Below are 13,741 nucleotides of genomic sequence, written 5' to 3' on the forward strand. Positions count from 1 at the left end.
TACGGGTTTTGTACAAATGTAAGGCATATTTGAGGTAATTAGCAAATCGCGTTTTGCCTCTCCAAGACGAGTATACCGCCGTGAAAAATTCTAAAAAGTCTTTAATGCATGTGCTAAGCATGTCTGTCCTGCTTGGCCTGAGTTCAACGAGCTTTGCAGAACTCATTGTGAACTCCTCTCCGGGAGGCAGTAACTCTGCATCACTTAACTGGTCATCAGAAGATGTCAGCCAGTTTATGAATGCTGATGAACCATCCCCACAAGGTTCTACCAGCGTTACTACCACTATTCGTCAGCAAAATAGTCCAGCAGCCACTCTGAAACCTAAAACGGTTCAGATTATTAACTCAACCTCGTATGTGAACCAACCTTCAGTGAATGCCCGTGCAGCACTGGTCATGGATGCACAAACAGGTGAGGTGTTGTTCAGTAAAAACACCAACACAGCATTACCGATTGCATCAATCACTAAATTGATGACTGCCGTAGTGACTTCTGATGCACGTCTAAATATGTCAGAAGAAATTACTTTGCAACCTATTGATTTTATTGGTCCTAAAAAAGCCAGTTCTACTCTGCGTGCCGGTGACAAAATGAACCGTGCAGAAGTTCTGCTTTTTGCTTTAATGAAGTCTGAAAACCCGGCAGCGGCGGCTCTGGCACGGACTTATCCAGGCGGAAAACCGGCATTTGTAGCAGCAATGAATGCCAAGGCACGCGAGCTTGGCATGCATAGTGCCAAGTTTTATGAATCTACGGGTCTGGATGCACGTAATGTCGCATCTGCCCGTGACTTGGGTATTCTGGTAAGTGCTGCTTCTCAGTACGGCCTGATCCGCCAGTTTTCAACAACACCCACCTATGATTTTAATCTAGGCTACCGTGTGCTTAAATCGAATAATACCAATGCACTGGTACGTAACGGGGGCTGGAATATTAACCTGTCTAAAACCGGATTTATTAATGAAGCAGGCCGTTGTGTAGTTATGCATGCAACTGTAAATCAGCGTCCGGCTATTGTGGTGCTATTAGGTGCGTCAGATACCCAGTCTCGTAATAATGATGCAACCCGTTTATTTAGCTGGCTTAATCAGCTTCCTAAGAATATTTAACCCAAACCTCAAGAGCTGATGATAGAATTTAGCTCTTAAGCATATAAAAAGCCCTGTAGAAACAGGGCTTTTTATATTCAGACCAGATTATTTTTCCATATTGGAGAGAATAGAGGTCTTAACATCATTCATTGTGGCGTCAATCGTCAGCATGACCGCATCAGCACATTGCTTGATTGCTGTATCTGGATCTTTCAAACCGTTTCCTGTTACTGTGCAGACAATAACTGAACCTTCAGCAATTTTACCCGCCTTAATATCACGGATCGCACCGCCAATTGAAGCGGCTGAAGCAGGTTCTACAAATACACCTTCATACATCGATAACATACGCTGTGCGTCTAGAATTTCGCTATCTTGCAGTTCATCAAACCAGCCTTCAGAATCACGTACAACTGCTTTAGCATGGTTCCAGCTTTGTGGATTACCAATGCGGATGGCTGTAGCCACAGTCTCTGGCGCAGCTACGGGAGCACCACGCAGGAAAGGAGCAGCACCTGAAGCCTGATAACCCACCATAACAGGTAGGCCTTCAGGCTTAGGTCCAGTAAAGGTATCTGTTACGGCATCATAAATCACTTGCTCGAACTGGTCAGCAGGCTGATTGGCAACAGCTTCAGTATAGCCCATCCAGTGTGCAGTAATATTTCCGGCATTGCCTACAGGCAGGCAGTGATAATCCGGTGCACGGCCAAGAGCTTCTACAATTTCATAAGCAATGGTTTTCTGGCCCTGTAAGCGGAATGGATTAATTGAGTTAACAATAGTTACTGGTGCCTGATCGGCAACTTCTTTCACCAGACGCATACCATCATCAAAATTACCACGGATTTGCATAGTGATTGCACCATACATCATGGCCTGAGCCATTTTACCCATCGCAATTTTGCCTTCAGGAATCAAAACAAAAGCTTTGATACCGGCACGTGCTGCATAAGCAGCCGCAGCTGCCGAAGTATTGCCTGTAGATGCACAGATAATCGCTTTAGAGCCTTCCTCAATCGCTTTGGTTACTGCCATGGTCATGCCACGGTCTTTAAATGAACCAGTCGGGTTAAGACCTTCATACTTCACATAAATTTCAACATCTTTGCCAATAATACGTGGAATATTCTCAAGCTTGATCAGCGGCGTATTACCTTCGCCCAGAGAAATAGCACGAGTCGTTGCTGAAACGGGCAAACGGTCACGATAACGGTCTACAAGACCGGTATAACGGTTGGCATTAGACATGATGATGTTCCAAATATGAGGTAGAGCTGGTGAGAGGGTTAAACCCTCTCCACCTGATTAACTATCAAGCGATTCTAAACGAATTCGCACGATTTCGCCACGAACGGCAGATAAAGCCTGAATTTTTGCAAGAGCTTCATCCATTTTTGATTCTACAATCGGATCAGTCATGATGACGATTGGAATAATATCTTTAAGGCGCGGTTGCTGCATGATGGCATCGATACTAATACCGTCACGACTTAATATGGTGGTGATATCGGCCAGAACACCAGTCTGGTCTTCAGCATCAACACGGATATAATAGCCGGTAGTCATTTCTTCGCGGCTCAGGATTGGCAGGTCAGTCAATGCCTCAAAAGCCAGCTGCGGAATAGTACCTGCACCATCTTCGGTATAGGAAATGTCCCGCACGATATCAACTACATCAGCTACTACTGCAGAGGCTGTTGGTCCGGCACCGGCACCGGCACCATAGTACAGGGTAGGGCCAACAGCATTGGCCTGAACCAGTACAGCGTTTTTCACACCATTTACATTTGCAATAAGCTGTTCCTGAGGAATCAGGGTTGGATGTACCCGTAACTCGATACCGGCACTGGTACGGCGGGCAATACCCAGATGTTTGATACGGAAACCTAGTTCTTCAGCATATTTGACATCTTGAGCAGTAATCTTGCTGATACCTTCGGTATACACCTTATCAAACTGCAGTGGGATACCAAATGCAATTGAGGCCAGTAACGTCAGCTTGTGTGCAGCATCGATCCCTTCGACATCAAAGGTCGGGTCAGCTTCTGCATAGCCCAGATCCTGTGCTTCTTTCAGTACGTCAGTAAAAGCACGGCCTTTTTCACGCATCTCGGTCAGGATAAAGTTGCCTGTACCGTTGATGATGCCAGCCAGCCAGTCAATTCGGTTAGCAGCCAAACCTTCACGAATTACCTTAATAATCGGAATACCGCCTGCAACGGCAGCTTCATAAGCGATCTGTACTGCATGATCATCGGCTGCCTTGAACAGTTCATTACCATGTTCGGCCAGTAGCGCCTTATTGGCGGTAACCACCTGTTTGCCATGTTTAATGGCTTCCATGATGACTTCATAGGCCGGATGAATGCCGCCCATAAGCTCTACCACTACATCAACATCAGGCTGACGTACAATTTCAAGCAGATCAGCGCTTTGCTTGACTGTAGCCGGTAAATCCAGGTCAGGACGTGGACGGCGGGTACCGACGTGGGTAATTTGAATTTCTCGACCGGTGCGACGTTTAATTTCAGCAGCGTTTTGTTCTAATAGTTTAAGGGCTCCACCACCCACGGTCCCAAGACCGAGTATCGCCAGACGAACTGGTTTCACGTCACACTCCATACATCATTAAAAACTTGAATAGGCCTAGATCATAGCTAAAAAAACCGCCAGACTCTAGGGTGAAGATTGATTATCTTCACCTATAAAAAATATTTAGGTTTTATATAAAAATTAATTATTTAAGCGTTTTAACAGTTCGTCTGGTGCAAGGTAACCTCCTAAGTATTCACCCTCACTGTTATAAATCGCTGGTGTTCCATTAACTCCCATACGGTGGCCCAATTCATACTGTGCACGAACTGGAGTTTTACAGGTTGCAGCAGGAAGCTGTACTCCCTGAATAGCCTGCTCAAATGCAGCAGCGCGGTCTTTACTGCACCAGATACTTTCCATCGCAGGGAAAAGCTGATCTCCACGTGGCCAGGCAATATAACGTACTTCGATGCCCTTGGCGGTGATTTCATCCATATGCGCATGCAGTTTCTGGCAGTATGGACAGCTAACATCGGTAAATACGTAAATTATGTGCTGGGTTTTATTTTTAGCGGGGTAAACGATCAGATCTTCAGTTTTCAGTTCCTGTAGATAGCGTTTATTCTCAACTGATTGCAGGTTTTCACTCACACTATGCAATTCCTTGTCCCCTAAACGGATCACATCACCTTGAATCAGATATTTACCATCACTGGTGGCATAAACGGACGGCATTCCCTCGAGTGAAACCCAGTACAGGTTTGGCACTTCTGTTGCCTTGACATCAACCACTTTGGCATTAATGTTGGCCTTCTTGAAATGCTGTTGCAGTGTCTTGATCAGACGTTGCTGGGCATTACGCTCGGATAGGTTGGATGCTTCACCTGTTGCAGGAGCAGTTGCAGTTAAGGTATTGGTATTGCCTTGGTTATTCTTGTCATTAGAACAGGCGCCTAGCAGGAGAGTAGTACTCATGGCACACGCCATAAAAATTTTCGAACGGGTAAATAACATAGACAACCCTTATTTTAAACATTGTGTTATTTGAAGATGTTTAGCATAACAAAAATATGGGGCGTGAGTTCAATCTTCATGTGCTGTTTTACCAGCTTATTCTCAAGCCCTAGGATGATGAGCTGCATGCAATTGCTGCATACGGATCTGAGCTACATGAGTATAAATCTGGGTAGTGGATAAATCACTATGGCCCAGCAACATCTGCACTACACGAAGATCAGCACCATGATTAAGTAAATGTGTGGCAAAAGCATGTCTTAATGTATGTGGGGAGAGCTCTGCCTGTATACCGGCCTGAAGAGCATAACGCTTGATGGCATACCAGAAATTTTGCCGGCTCATAATCCCGCCATGCTGAGTTAAAAACAGATAGTCTGTGGCACTTTTATAGAGTTGTGGCCGTGCTTCATTGAGATATTTCTCGACCCATTCAATGGCAACCTGTCCCAAAGGAACTAAACGTTCTTTGTTGCCTTTACCGGTAATACGTAGATAGCCCTGTTTCAGATTAATCAGCTCCAGCCTTAAATTTAACAGTTCGGTGACCCGCAGTCCGCAGGCATATAGAACTTCCAGCATAGCCCGGTCCCGCAGTCCTAGTGCAGTATGGATGTCAGGAGCATGCAGTAGGTGTTCAACATCGAGTTCAGACAGATCTTGAGGAAGCGCACGGCCAAGCTTAGGCGTTTTGTGTGTGGCAACCGGATTATCGCTTCGTAATTGCTGTTCACGCATAAATTTGAAAAATGAACGTAAGGCTGACAGTGTCCGTGCAATTGAACGGGGACTTTTGCCCTGTTTAGTGAGTTCAAACAGAACATCAGCAATATCTTCACTGTTCCAGAGCGGTAGCGGAGTAGAGGGACAATATTCACTACACTGGATCAGATCGGATAGATAAGCATTCCGGGTATGCGGACTAACGGTCTGTGCAATTAAAAAATCACGAAAACCCTGTAAAAAACTTAAATGTTCCGGAATCTGCACCGGAGAGGGGATACGTGGTTTTTTATTGAGCATTTAATCTGTTCCAATCCATCTCTTCATTACTTGTCAAACTGTAGTTTAAAACAGGGTGATTGTCGATTTGTGCAGAAAAATAGAATTGAAATCGATCCCTATTTGTTAATTATTCTCATTTGTTTGTTATACTGGCCGGGCAAAAAATATTAGGATTAGATGCGGTGCGTTTATCAGAGCTAAAAGTTAAGCAAACTGCCATCATTACCAAGGTCAACCGGACTTTGGATGGCACTTCAGAGCAGTCTGACCTTGTAGCAAGCCGATTGGAAACCTTGGGCTTTGTTCCGGGAACTCAGGTTCAGGTCATTACTAAAGGGCTATTCGGTGGTGATCCAATCCTGATCCAGATTGGTTTTACCCGTTTTGCCCTGCGTAGAGCCGAAGCAGAGAAAATTGAAATCAGTAAAGAAGGAACACCTGCATGAGTGAGCCCTTACGTGTTGCCCTTGTGGGAAATCCTAACTGCGGAAAAACTTCTTTATTTAATCATTTGACCGGTACCCGCCAGAAAGTAGCCAATTATGCCGGGGTAACGGTTGAACGGAAAACCGGGTTTTTCGAGCTGCCTTCGGGCCAGCAGGTGCGTGTACTGGATCTACCTGGGACCTACAGTTTAAATGCTACCAGTCCGGATGAGGCCATTACCCGCGATGTAGTGCAAGGCAAAATTACCGAAGAAGGCCAGCAGGATGTATTTCTGTGTGTGGTGGATGCAACCAATCTGAAACTGCATTTAGGGCTGGTCATGGAAATGATCGAGCTTGGCCGTCCGATTCTGCTGGTTCTGAACATGATGGATGAAGCACGTCGTCGCGGCATGCAGATCAACACACAAAAGCTCTCTGAACGCCTGGGTGTAAATGTGGTTGAAACTGTGGCTGTACGTAATGCCGGGGTTGAAAGCCTGATCAATTCACTGGATCAGCGCAAGTTTGATGTGCCACATACCGAACTCAGTGGCTTATCAGGCAGTACTCATCAAAAGATCACCCATATTTTAAAAGATGTGGTGAACTATATTGATGAGGAAGATAAACGTACCGACTTTTTTGACAAGATATTCTTGCATCCAGTTTTGGGGCTGCTGAGTCTTGCCTTGATGATGTTTGTGATTTTTCAGGCGGTTTTTGCCTGGGCTGCGCCCTTTATGGACGGGATCGAAACTTTCTTTGGCTGGCTGGGTGAAACTATCAGTCCTTATATTTCCCAGCCACTTCTCAACAGTTTGGTGGTTGACGGTATTATTGCCGGCGCAGGCGGGGTTGTGGTGTTCTTGCCACAGATTCTGATTCTGTTTTTCTTTATTTTAGTACTGGAAGAGTCTGGATATTTACCTAGAGCAGCATTTTTGCTAGATAAACTGATGTTCAAGGCAGGACTGAGTGGCCGGGCATTTATTCCTTTACTGTCCAGCTTTGCCTGTGCAGTTCCAGGTATTATGGCAACCCGCAGTATTAGTGATCCACGTGACCGTTTAACCACTATTCTGGTGGCGCCACTGATGACCTGCTCGGCGCGACTGCCAGTTTATGCATTATTAATTGCTGCCTTTATTCCGGAGCAGACAGTCTGGGGCTTTATGAATTTGCAGGGCTTAGTCCTGTTTGCTTTATATATGGCTGGTATTGTTAGTGCGCTCTTGGTGGCGACCATTATGAAGTTCTTCTATAAAGATAAATCTCAGCATACCTTGCTAATGGAGTTACCAAGTTACCGCTTTCCGGATATTAAAAATATCTGGATTGGCTTGCTGGACCGTGGCAAGATTTTCTTGAAACGCGTGGGCGGCATTATCTTTGCACTGTCGGTTCTGCTCTGGTTTCTCTGTACATTTCCGCAGCCACCAGCAGGCGCGACTATGCCAGATATTGACTATAGTTTTGCCGGGATGCTTGGCCACTTGATGCAGCCAATCTTTGCCCCACTTGGCTTTAACTGGCAGATTTGTATTGCCCTGATTCCGGCCATGGCTGCGCGTGAAGTAGTGGTTGCAGCTCTTGGAACCGTTTATGCCCTGTCTGCAACTGATGAAGATGCGGTATCACAGGGACTTTCACAGCTGATCAGTGCAGATGGTAGTGGCTGGTCACTGGCCACCGGTCTGTCTCTTCTGGTATGGTTTATTTATGCCCCCCACTGCCTGGCAACACTGGCAACAGTACGCCGTGAAACCGGTTCATGGAAAACAGTGGCCTTTATGACCACATATCTGTTTGGTCTGGCATATTTTATGTCATTCCTGACCTATCAAATTGCTTCACATTATTTTGCTTAAGTGAAGAGAGGAGGTTGAGATGGTTGAAATGATTATAGTCGCGCTGGTAGTGATCTGGAGCGCAGTGGTTGTCTTCAAAAAGGTCTTCCCAAAAACTGCCAATTCGGTCTTCCTCAGCCTTTCTCGTTTCTGTGAGCAGAAACAGTGGTATACACTGGCAAAATGGTTAAAACCAAAGTCGACCAGTAGTGGCTGTGGTGGGAGCTGTGGTTGTGAGGCCAAACCAGATATGAAACAGATAAAAAATGATGAGGTAAAGCCTGTAAAATGGCACTAATCCTTGAATAACAATAACTGCAACTATAAAAAGCCGTCCAAGATGACGGCTTTTTTACGCGCTGACACAAAAAAAATGAGGTTAAAAGCAAAACAGAAAAAGCTTTCAAAATCTCAAAGTGCTACCATTTCGTCAGTTTCTAAATACACATAGATGCGGGGCAAAAATGTTAATACAGCGTGGCGGATTAAAAGTCGTGGCCGGTTTGGGCATCTCGGGCGTATCTGCCGTGAATTTTCTTCATGAGCGTGGTTATCAGGTGGCTGTGACAGACTCACGGACCCATCCACCAGGGCATGACCAGATTCCTGCAGGTATCCAGACCAGTTTCGGACAACTAGATACCGAGTTACTGCTACAGGCTGAAGAAATCATTTTAAGCCCCGGTCTCGCGCCACAGCTTCCTGAAATTCAGCAAGCTATAGCAAAAGGAATTCCAGTAGTAGGTGACATCCAGTTGTTGCGCCGCGCCACCGAGATGCCAATTGTAGCGATTACCGGATCGAATGCTAAAAGTACCGTGACCACACTGATTGGTTTAATGGCAAAAGAGGCTGGGAAAAAAGTTGCAGTGGGCGGGAATTTGGGTCGTCCGGCGCTTGATTTACTTAAAGATCAGCCAGAACTGATTATTCTGGAACTATCAAGTTTTCAGTTAGAAACCACTTCACTGTTAAATGCCGAGGTGGCAGTCGTGCTTAACATGAGTGAAGATCATCTGGACCGGCATGGTGATATGCTGGGTTATCATGCAGCCAAACACCGGATTTTTCAGGGCGTTAAAAAAGTCGTCTTTAACCGTGATGATGCCTTGAGCCGCCCTTTAGTTCCTGATGCTGTGCCAGTACAAAGTTTTGGGCTGAATGCACCAGATATGAACCAGTATGGTGTACTGCGTGATACAGACGGTACACTCTGGCTAGCTCGTGGCCGCGAGCGCCTGCTGAAAAGCACAGAAATGTATATCCAGGGTACGCATAATATTGCAAATGCACTAGCCTGTCTGGCTTTAGGTGAAGCTATCGGTTTACCTTTAGATTCTATGCTAGAAACATTAAAAAGCTTTAAAGGCTTGGCTCATCGCTGTGAATATGTCGATACGGTGAATAACGTACGCTATTACAATGATTCTAAGGGAACCAATATCGGTGCAACTCTAGCGGCAATTGAGGGCTTAGGCGCAGCCATAGCACCTCGTAAAGGTAAGGTTGTGGTCATTTTAGGCGGACAGGGCAAAGGGCAGGATTTTAAGGCTCTTCGCGCAGCAGTTCAGCAATATGTCAAAACAGTGGTACTGATTGGTGAAGATGCACTGAAGATTGAACAGTCAATTGAAGGCAGTACTGAAATTCTGAAAGCTGCAACTTTACAAGAGGCGGTACAGCTATGCCATGCCAAGGCAGATGCAGAGGATGTGGTCCTGCTGTCTCCTGCATGTGCCAGCTTTGATATGTTTAAAGGTTATGATGATCGAGGTCATCAGTTTGTTGCTTGTGTAAAAGCATTGGTCTAAAAGAAAAAAGATAAGGAAAGGTCTATGGCTGGGTTTGCTCAGACAACCATTAACAAGGTCCAGCAGTGGTATGAGCGTTGTGCACCACGAATACCGGCTGAAATTACAGCGCGTAATGTTCTGATTTTCTGTGTTGTGGCATTGCTATGTCTCGGGTCGGTGATGGTTGCATCCGCCTCGATGCCCTATGCCGAGTATCTGCATGAAAATCCGTTTCATTATATTATACGTCACGCTCTTTCAATTGTAGTTGCAGCGATTGCAGCATTTCTGACTTATAAAATTGCCCTGAATGTCTGGTTTAAAAATACATTCCCATTATGGCTTATTACCATTGTATTACTAGCCGCCGTGCTGGTCATCGGGACTGAGGTAAATGGTTCTACCCGCTGGATCAGGCTGGGCGGTTTTACTTTGCAACCCACCGAAATTGCAAAGGTAATGATGGCAATTTTTACCGCAGACTATGTGGTACGCCGTGCTGAAGAAGTGCGAAATCACTGGAAAGGTCTGGTGCGTTTAGGTGCAATCATGGCTATTACTGTAGGCCTGATTGTGGCAGAGCCAGACCTCGGCGCCACGGTGGTTATTGTCATGATGATGCTGGGTATTTTCTTCTTGGCCGGTGCACCGCCACGAACCTTCCTGATCTTTTTAGGCGCCGTAGTTGCAGCAATCGTATTCCTGATCTTGTTTGAGCCTTATCGATTCCAGCGACTGATTTCTTTCGCCGACCCTTGGGCAGATCCGCTCGGTGCCGGTTATCAGTTGTCTAATGCATTGATGGCATTTGGCCGGGGGGAGTGGTTTGGAACCGGACTTGGGCATAGTGTACAAAAACTGTCTTATCTACCAGAAGCGCATACTGACTTCATGCTGGCCGTCTTGGGTGAAGAACTGGGCTTTTTTGGTATTTTTGTAGTCATTGGCCTTTCTTTTACCATGCTTGCCTGCTGTATCAAAATTGGCCATCGTGCACTGCAACATCAATACCTGCGTGCAGGCTATCTGGCTTATGGTATCAGTATTATTTTTCTGCTGCAGATTCTGGTTAATGCCGGCATGAACATGGGCCTTATGCCAACCAAAGGACTAACGCTGCCTTTCATTAGTTATGGAGGAACCTCACTCATGATGTGTGCTGTAATGATCAGCCTGATTTTAAAAATTGATGCCTCTACTCAGGTCCTCAATCCAAACCGTGAAGAATCCAGCTTTTAAATTTTCTAAATCCGGGCATGCTCCAGTACCATGCCCGGCATTTCATGGCCACAATGCAGGCATTTTACAAGTTCTCCTTTAGCCTTTGACAGGGGCAGGAGAGGTATAAAAAATAAGGAAAAATACTGACGTTGCTGCTTCAGTTCATAAGCGCTGCGTGTCCGGCAAACTGGACACACAAACTGTCCATTTTCAACTGTTTTTGTTTTGGGTCCGATACCGAAAATAAAAAACATCTTGCTGCTCCACTGATCTGTTCTGCTCCATTGCAGCTTACTTTTCAGATTCAAGCAATCTTTTCATGTTACAGATAGTGACCATTTAGCATCAAGCTGTGAGGTATGGCCTCAACACTCCACTGGCTAATTGCCTGTTTGAGCATTAAAGATGGCGTATCCAAATCAACAGCAGGCTGATTTAGAGCATTTAAAGCTTTTTGTAGTAAGACAGAGGGCTGGCTTAAATCAAGTGCTAATGCCAGATTCTGTTTGGAGAGCTTTTGTCCTTGACTATTCATTGCAAGCGGAAGGTGCATATAATGCAGTACAGGATAACTCAGCACTGAACCCAGCCATATTTGCCGGACCGTATTGTCGAGCAAATCAGCACCGCGTACCACGTGAGTGACGCCCTGTAAGTAGTCATCCACTACTACAGCCAGTTGATAGTTAATAATGCCATCACGACGTTTGAGCACAAAATCACCCAAATCATAAGCCAAGTTAGAACAATGCTTCCCTTGCAGTCGATCTGTAAAGCACAGTTCTTCGTCACTTACCTTAATACGGATGGCCTGCTGCTCAAATGGAAGATTGAGATGGCGGCAGGTACCTGCATAGATATGATTGGAGCCTAATATTTTACGGGTACACTGGCAGGCATAAACCAGGCCCTGCTTTCGCAACTGTGCCAAAACCGACTCATAAATATCAAGACGGTCTTTCTGGAAAATGATATGTGAATCTACTTCGAAACCAAAGGCCTCAACGGCACAAAGAATATGCTGTTCACTATCAGGAAAGATTCTCGGGATATCTGTATCTTCAATCCGGACCAGCCATTTACCCTGTCGGGCTTTGGCATCACAGTAACTGGCCACTGCTGTAATAAGTGAACCGAAATGTAAAGGGCCGGTTGGCGATGGCGCAAACCGACCCACGTAATGCTCTTGAACTGATATTTCCCTTTGTAAAGGAGGGATCAGAAAGGAATCACTGCTCACAGAATTAGCCGTTATTCTGCTTCTCTTTGATTTCCGCCAGTGTTTTGCAATCAATACATAACGTAGCAGTCGGACGCGCTTCTAAGCGGCGTAAACCGATCTCAATCCCGCAGGTTTCACAGAAACCATAGTCTTCATCTTTAATGGTCTGTAAAGACTGTTCAATCTTGCGGATCAGTTTACGTTCGCGGTCACGGGTCCGTAACTCGATTGCAAATTCTTCTTCTTGGGTAGCGCGGTCATTGACATCAGGCAGGGCAGTATTCTCATCTTGCATGGTGTTTAGAGTACGGTCTACTTCCGACATCAATTCAGCTTTCCACGCTTCTAGAATCTGGCGGAAATGCTCAAGCTGCCCTTCAGACATGTATTCTTCATTTTTTTTAGGCTGATAAGGCGCTATACCAAACAAGCTTGCTGTCGTACCTGCCTCTGAAGTTTTAGCTTTCGGCTTACGGGTACGTTTTGCAGCAGTTTTTTCACTATCTGCAGCTTCTGTATGTTCGTCTAAGACTTGATTCTGGTTGTCATTCGCCATATAGGGCATTCCTCATCATATACGTATATCTATACGCAAAAAATATGGTGATATGCAAGTATTATATCCATCCCCCTAGGGTGAATTTTCCCATCAGGGGCGGTCATCATATAGATATTTTAATTAAGATGATAGTCACACTCTCTCAGACTATCGGCTTAATACTAAATTTAAGGGTCTTAAATTAGCCCAAAATTTAAGAAATGAAAAGTTAATAGCCTGAAATTTCTGTCTCAATTCTGTGATGAAAATCTTTTAAGCGATGTACTTGCGTATCTAACTGGCCATTGCTGTGCAGCTTGAGTATCCGGTAGCCTGGAGCCTGCTCATCTAGCGCAAACTGGTCACTGAGTGGCTTAAACTGAACAGAGGTAGATGGGGTCGATAAAAACTGGATATTATTCCAGATATGGATGGAGTCCTGATGTACATGACCACAAATTACAGCCTGTATATTACTATGCTGAGCCAATATTTCTGTCAATTCCGGGGTATTCTTGAGTTTATGCTGGTCGATCCATCGGGATCGCATCTCGAAAGGGTGATGATGGCAGGCAATTAAGACATGCTGATGCGCATGTTGCTGAAGCTGCTGTTCAAGTGCCTTAAGCTGTGTCTGGCTAATGTAGCCATCTACTCGGCCATCCACTGCACTATTTAATAAAAACAAGCACCAGTTTCCAAGCTCGACAATACCCGGTTCATGATAACTCTGCTGAAACGGAAAATAATCAAGATCATCATGATTGCCTGGAACCTGAAAAAAGGGTATTCCTAAACCCTGCATATAGCTGAGATAACGCTGGTATGTGGTCTGCTCGGGTTCCTGGGCCAAGTCTCCTGTATGAATAATCGCATCAATGTGGGGGTGCTGGAGAAGAATCTGCTGTATGACTGCATGAAAGCTCTGTTCGGGGTTCATCTGTACAAATTCTTTTTCAGCTTGCCCCATCAGATGCGTATCGGTGATTTGTATGATCACCCAAGTATCTCGATGCTCCATTGAATGAGAGACTATCATCG

The 13,741-nt window shown here is 45.3% G+C and carries 14 protein-coding genes; 6 read left to right on the plus strand and 8 right to left on the minus strand.

All coding sequences use genetic code 11. The annotated features are described in order from the left end of the window. The first annotated feature begins 80 nt into the window (after positions 1–80). The gene (gene pbpG, locus B3R63_RS00995) at positions 81–1,112 is read left to right on the plus strand and encodes a D-alanyl-D-alanine endopeptidase PBP7/8 (RefSeq protein WP_005017149.1); all 1,032 of its coding nucleotides are present in this window, start codon (positions 81–83) and stop codon (positions 1,110–1,112) included. Positions 1,113–1,199: 87 nt separating this feature from the next. Here pbpG and thrC read toward each other — a convergent pair whose 3' ends face one another. From thrC to xerD, 4 genes are all read right to left on the minus strand, one after another. Next, the gene (gene thrC / locus B3R63_RS01000; RefSeq protein ID WP_034683667.1) at positions 1,200–2,345 is read right to left on the minus strand and encodes a threonine synthase; all 1,146 of its coding nucleotides are present in this window, start codon (positions 2,343–2,345) and stop codon (positions 1,200–1,202) included. 57 nt (positions 2,346–2,402) lie between these two features. After that, on the minus strand, positions 2,403–3,707 hold the full coding sequence (locus B3R63_RS01005; protein ID WP_286728034.1) for a homoserine dehydrogenase: 1,305 nt from the start codon (positions 3,705–3,707) through the stop codon (positions 2,403–2,405). Positions 3,708–3,830: 123 nt separating this feature from the next. After that, positions 3,831–4,646, minus strand: a complete 816-nt coding sequence (locus B3R63_RS01010; RefSeq protein WP_005017141.1) for a DsbC family protein — start codon at positions 4,644–4,646, stop codon at positions 3,831–3,833. Between the two features lie 102 nt (positions 4,647–4,748). Beyond that, positions 4,749–5,669, minus strand: coding sequence for a site-specific tyrosine recombinase XerD (xerD, locus tag B3R63_RS01015; RefSeq protein ID WP_286728035.1), 921 nt, complete (start codon positions 5,667–5,669; stop codon positions 4,749–4,751). Positions 5,670–5,833: 164 nt separating this feature from the next. Between xerD and B3R63_RS01020 the strand changes: the two genes are divergently transcribed. From B3R63_RS01020 to ftsW, 5 genes are all read left to right on the plus strand, one after another. After that, on the plus strand, positions 5,834–6,097 hold the full coding sequence (locus B3R63_RS01020) for a FeoA family protein (protein WP_005017133.1): 264 nt from the start codon (positions 5,834–5,836) through the stop codon (positions 6,095–6,097). Further along, positions 6,094–7,947, plus strand: coding sequence for a ferrous iron transport protein B (feoB, locus tag B3R63_RS01025; protein ID WP_005017131.1), 1,854 nt, complete (start codon positions 6,094–6,096; stop codon positions 7,945–7,947). Before B3R63_RS01020 ends, feoB begins: the two co-directional genes overlap by 4 nt. A gap of 19 nt (positions 7,948–7,966) precedes the next feature. Continuing rightward, the gene (locus B3R63_RS01030; protein ID WP_034671022.1) at positions 7,967–8,224 is read left to right on the plus strand and encodes a DUF6587 family protein; all 258 of its coding nucleotides are present in this window, start codon (positions 7,967–7,969) and stop codon (positions 8,222–8,224) included. 166 nt (positions 8,225–8,390) lie between these two features. After that, complete coding sequence (gene murD / locus B3R63_RS01035; protein WP_286728037.1) at positions 8,391–9,737, plus strand: UDP-N-acetylmuramoyl-L-alanine--D-glutamate ligase; 1,347 nt, start codon at positions 8,391–8,393, stop codon at positions 9,735–9,737. A gap of 24 nt (positions 9,738–9,761) precedes the next feature. Then, positions 9,762–10,958 carry a putative lipid II flippase FtsW gene (gene ftsW / locus B3R63_RS01040; RefSeq protein WP_005017125.1) on the plus strand — a complete coding sequence of 399 codons (1,197 nt, stop codon included), beginning with the start codon at positions 9,762–9,764 and terminating at the stop codon, positions 10,956–10,958. 5 nt (positions 10,959–10,963) lie between these two features. On the opposite strand, the gene B3R63_RS01045 is transcribed toward ftsW, so the two are convergent. The 4 genes from B3R63_RS01045 to cpdA all read right to left on the minus strand — a co-directional run bounded on the left by B3R63_RS01045 (position 10,964) and on the right by cpdA (position 13,739). Continuing rightward, the gene (locus B3R63_RS01045; protein ID WP_005022982.1) at positions 10,964–11,194 is read right to left on the minus strand and encodes a zinc-ribbon domain-containing protein; all 231 of its coding nucleotides are present in this window, start codon (positions 11,192–11,194) and stop codon (positions 10,964–10,966) included. Positions 11,195–11,262: 68 nt separating this feature from the next. After that, complete coding sequence (gluQRS, locus tag B3R63_RS01050) at positions 11,263–12,180, minus strand: tRNA glutamyl-Q(34) synthetase GluQRS (RefSeq protein WP_414630828.1); 918 nt, start codon at positions 12,178–12,180, stop codon at positions 11,263–11,265. Positions 12,181–12,184: 4 nt separating this feature from the next. After that, positions 12,185–12,718, minus strand: coding sequence for an RNA polymerase-binding protein DksA (dksA, locus tag B3R63_RS01055; protein WP_005022984.1), 534 nt, complete (start codon positions 12,716–12,718; stop codon positions 12,185–12,187). A gap of 211 nt (positions 12,719–12,929) precedes the next feature. After that, on the minus strand, positions 12,930–13,739 hold the full coding sequence (cpdA, locus tag B3R63_RS01060) for a 3',5'-cyclic-AMP phosphodiesterase (RefSeq protein WP_286728040.1): 810 nt from the start codon (positions 13,737–13,739) through the stop codon (positions 12,930–12,932). Positions 13,740–13,741 lie beyond the last annotated feature (2 nt).

Origin of the sequence: Acinetobacter sp. UBA1297 (assembly GCF_002307755.1) — a bacterium.
Taxonomy (GTDB): domain Bacteria; phylum Pseudomonadota; class Gammaproteobacteria; order Pseudomonadales; family Moraxellaceae; genus Acinetobacter; species Acinetobacter radioresistens.

Bases quoted from the DNA above. Each gene is read 5' to 3' on its own strand.
- dksA (WP_005022984.1), bottom strand. From the start codon at position 12,718: ATGGCGAATGACAACCAGAATCAAGTCTTAGACGAACATACAGAAGCT.
- B3R63_RS01010 (WP_005017141.1), bottom strand. From the start codon at position 4,646: ATGTTATTTACCCGTTCGAAAATTTTTATGGCGTGTGCCATGAGTACT.
- feoB (WP_005017131.1), top strand. From the start codon at position 6,094: ATGAGTGAGCCCTTACGTGTTGCCCTTGTGGGAAATCCTAACTGCGGA.
- cpdA (WP_286728040.1), bottom strand. From the start codon at position 13,739: ATGATAGTCTCTCATTCAATGGAGCATCGAGATACTTGGGTGATCATA.
- B3R63_RS01030 (WP_034671022.1), top strand. From the start codon at position 7,967: ATGGTTGAAATGATTATAGTCGCGCTGGTAGTGATCTGGAGCGCAGTG.
- xerD (WP_286728035.1), bottom strand. From the start codon at position 5,669: ATGCTCAATAAAAAACCACGTATCCCCTCTCCGGTGCAGATTCCGGAA.
- thrC (WP_034683667.1), bottom strand. From the start codon at position 2,345: ATGTCTAATGCCAACCGTTATACCGGTCTTGTAGACCGTTATCGTGAC.
- murD (WP_286728037.1), top strand. From the start codon at position 8,391: ATGTTAATACAGCGTGGCGGATTAAAAGTCGTGGCCGGTTTGGGCATC.
- ftsW (WP_005017125.1), top strand. From the start codon at position 9,762: ATGGCTGGGTTTGCTCAGACAACCATTAACAAGGTCCAGCAGTGGTAT.
- B3R63_RS01045 (WP_005022982.1), bottom strand. From the start codon at position 11,194: ATGTTTTTTATTTTCGGTATCGGACCCAAAACAAAAACAGTTGAAAAT.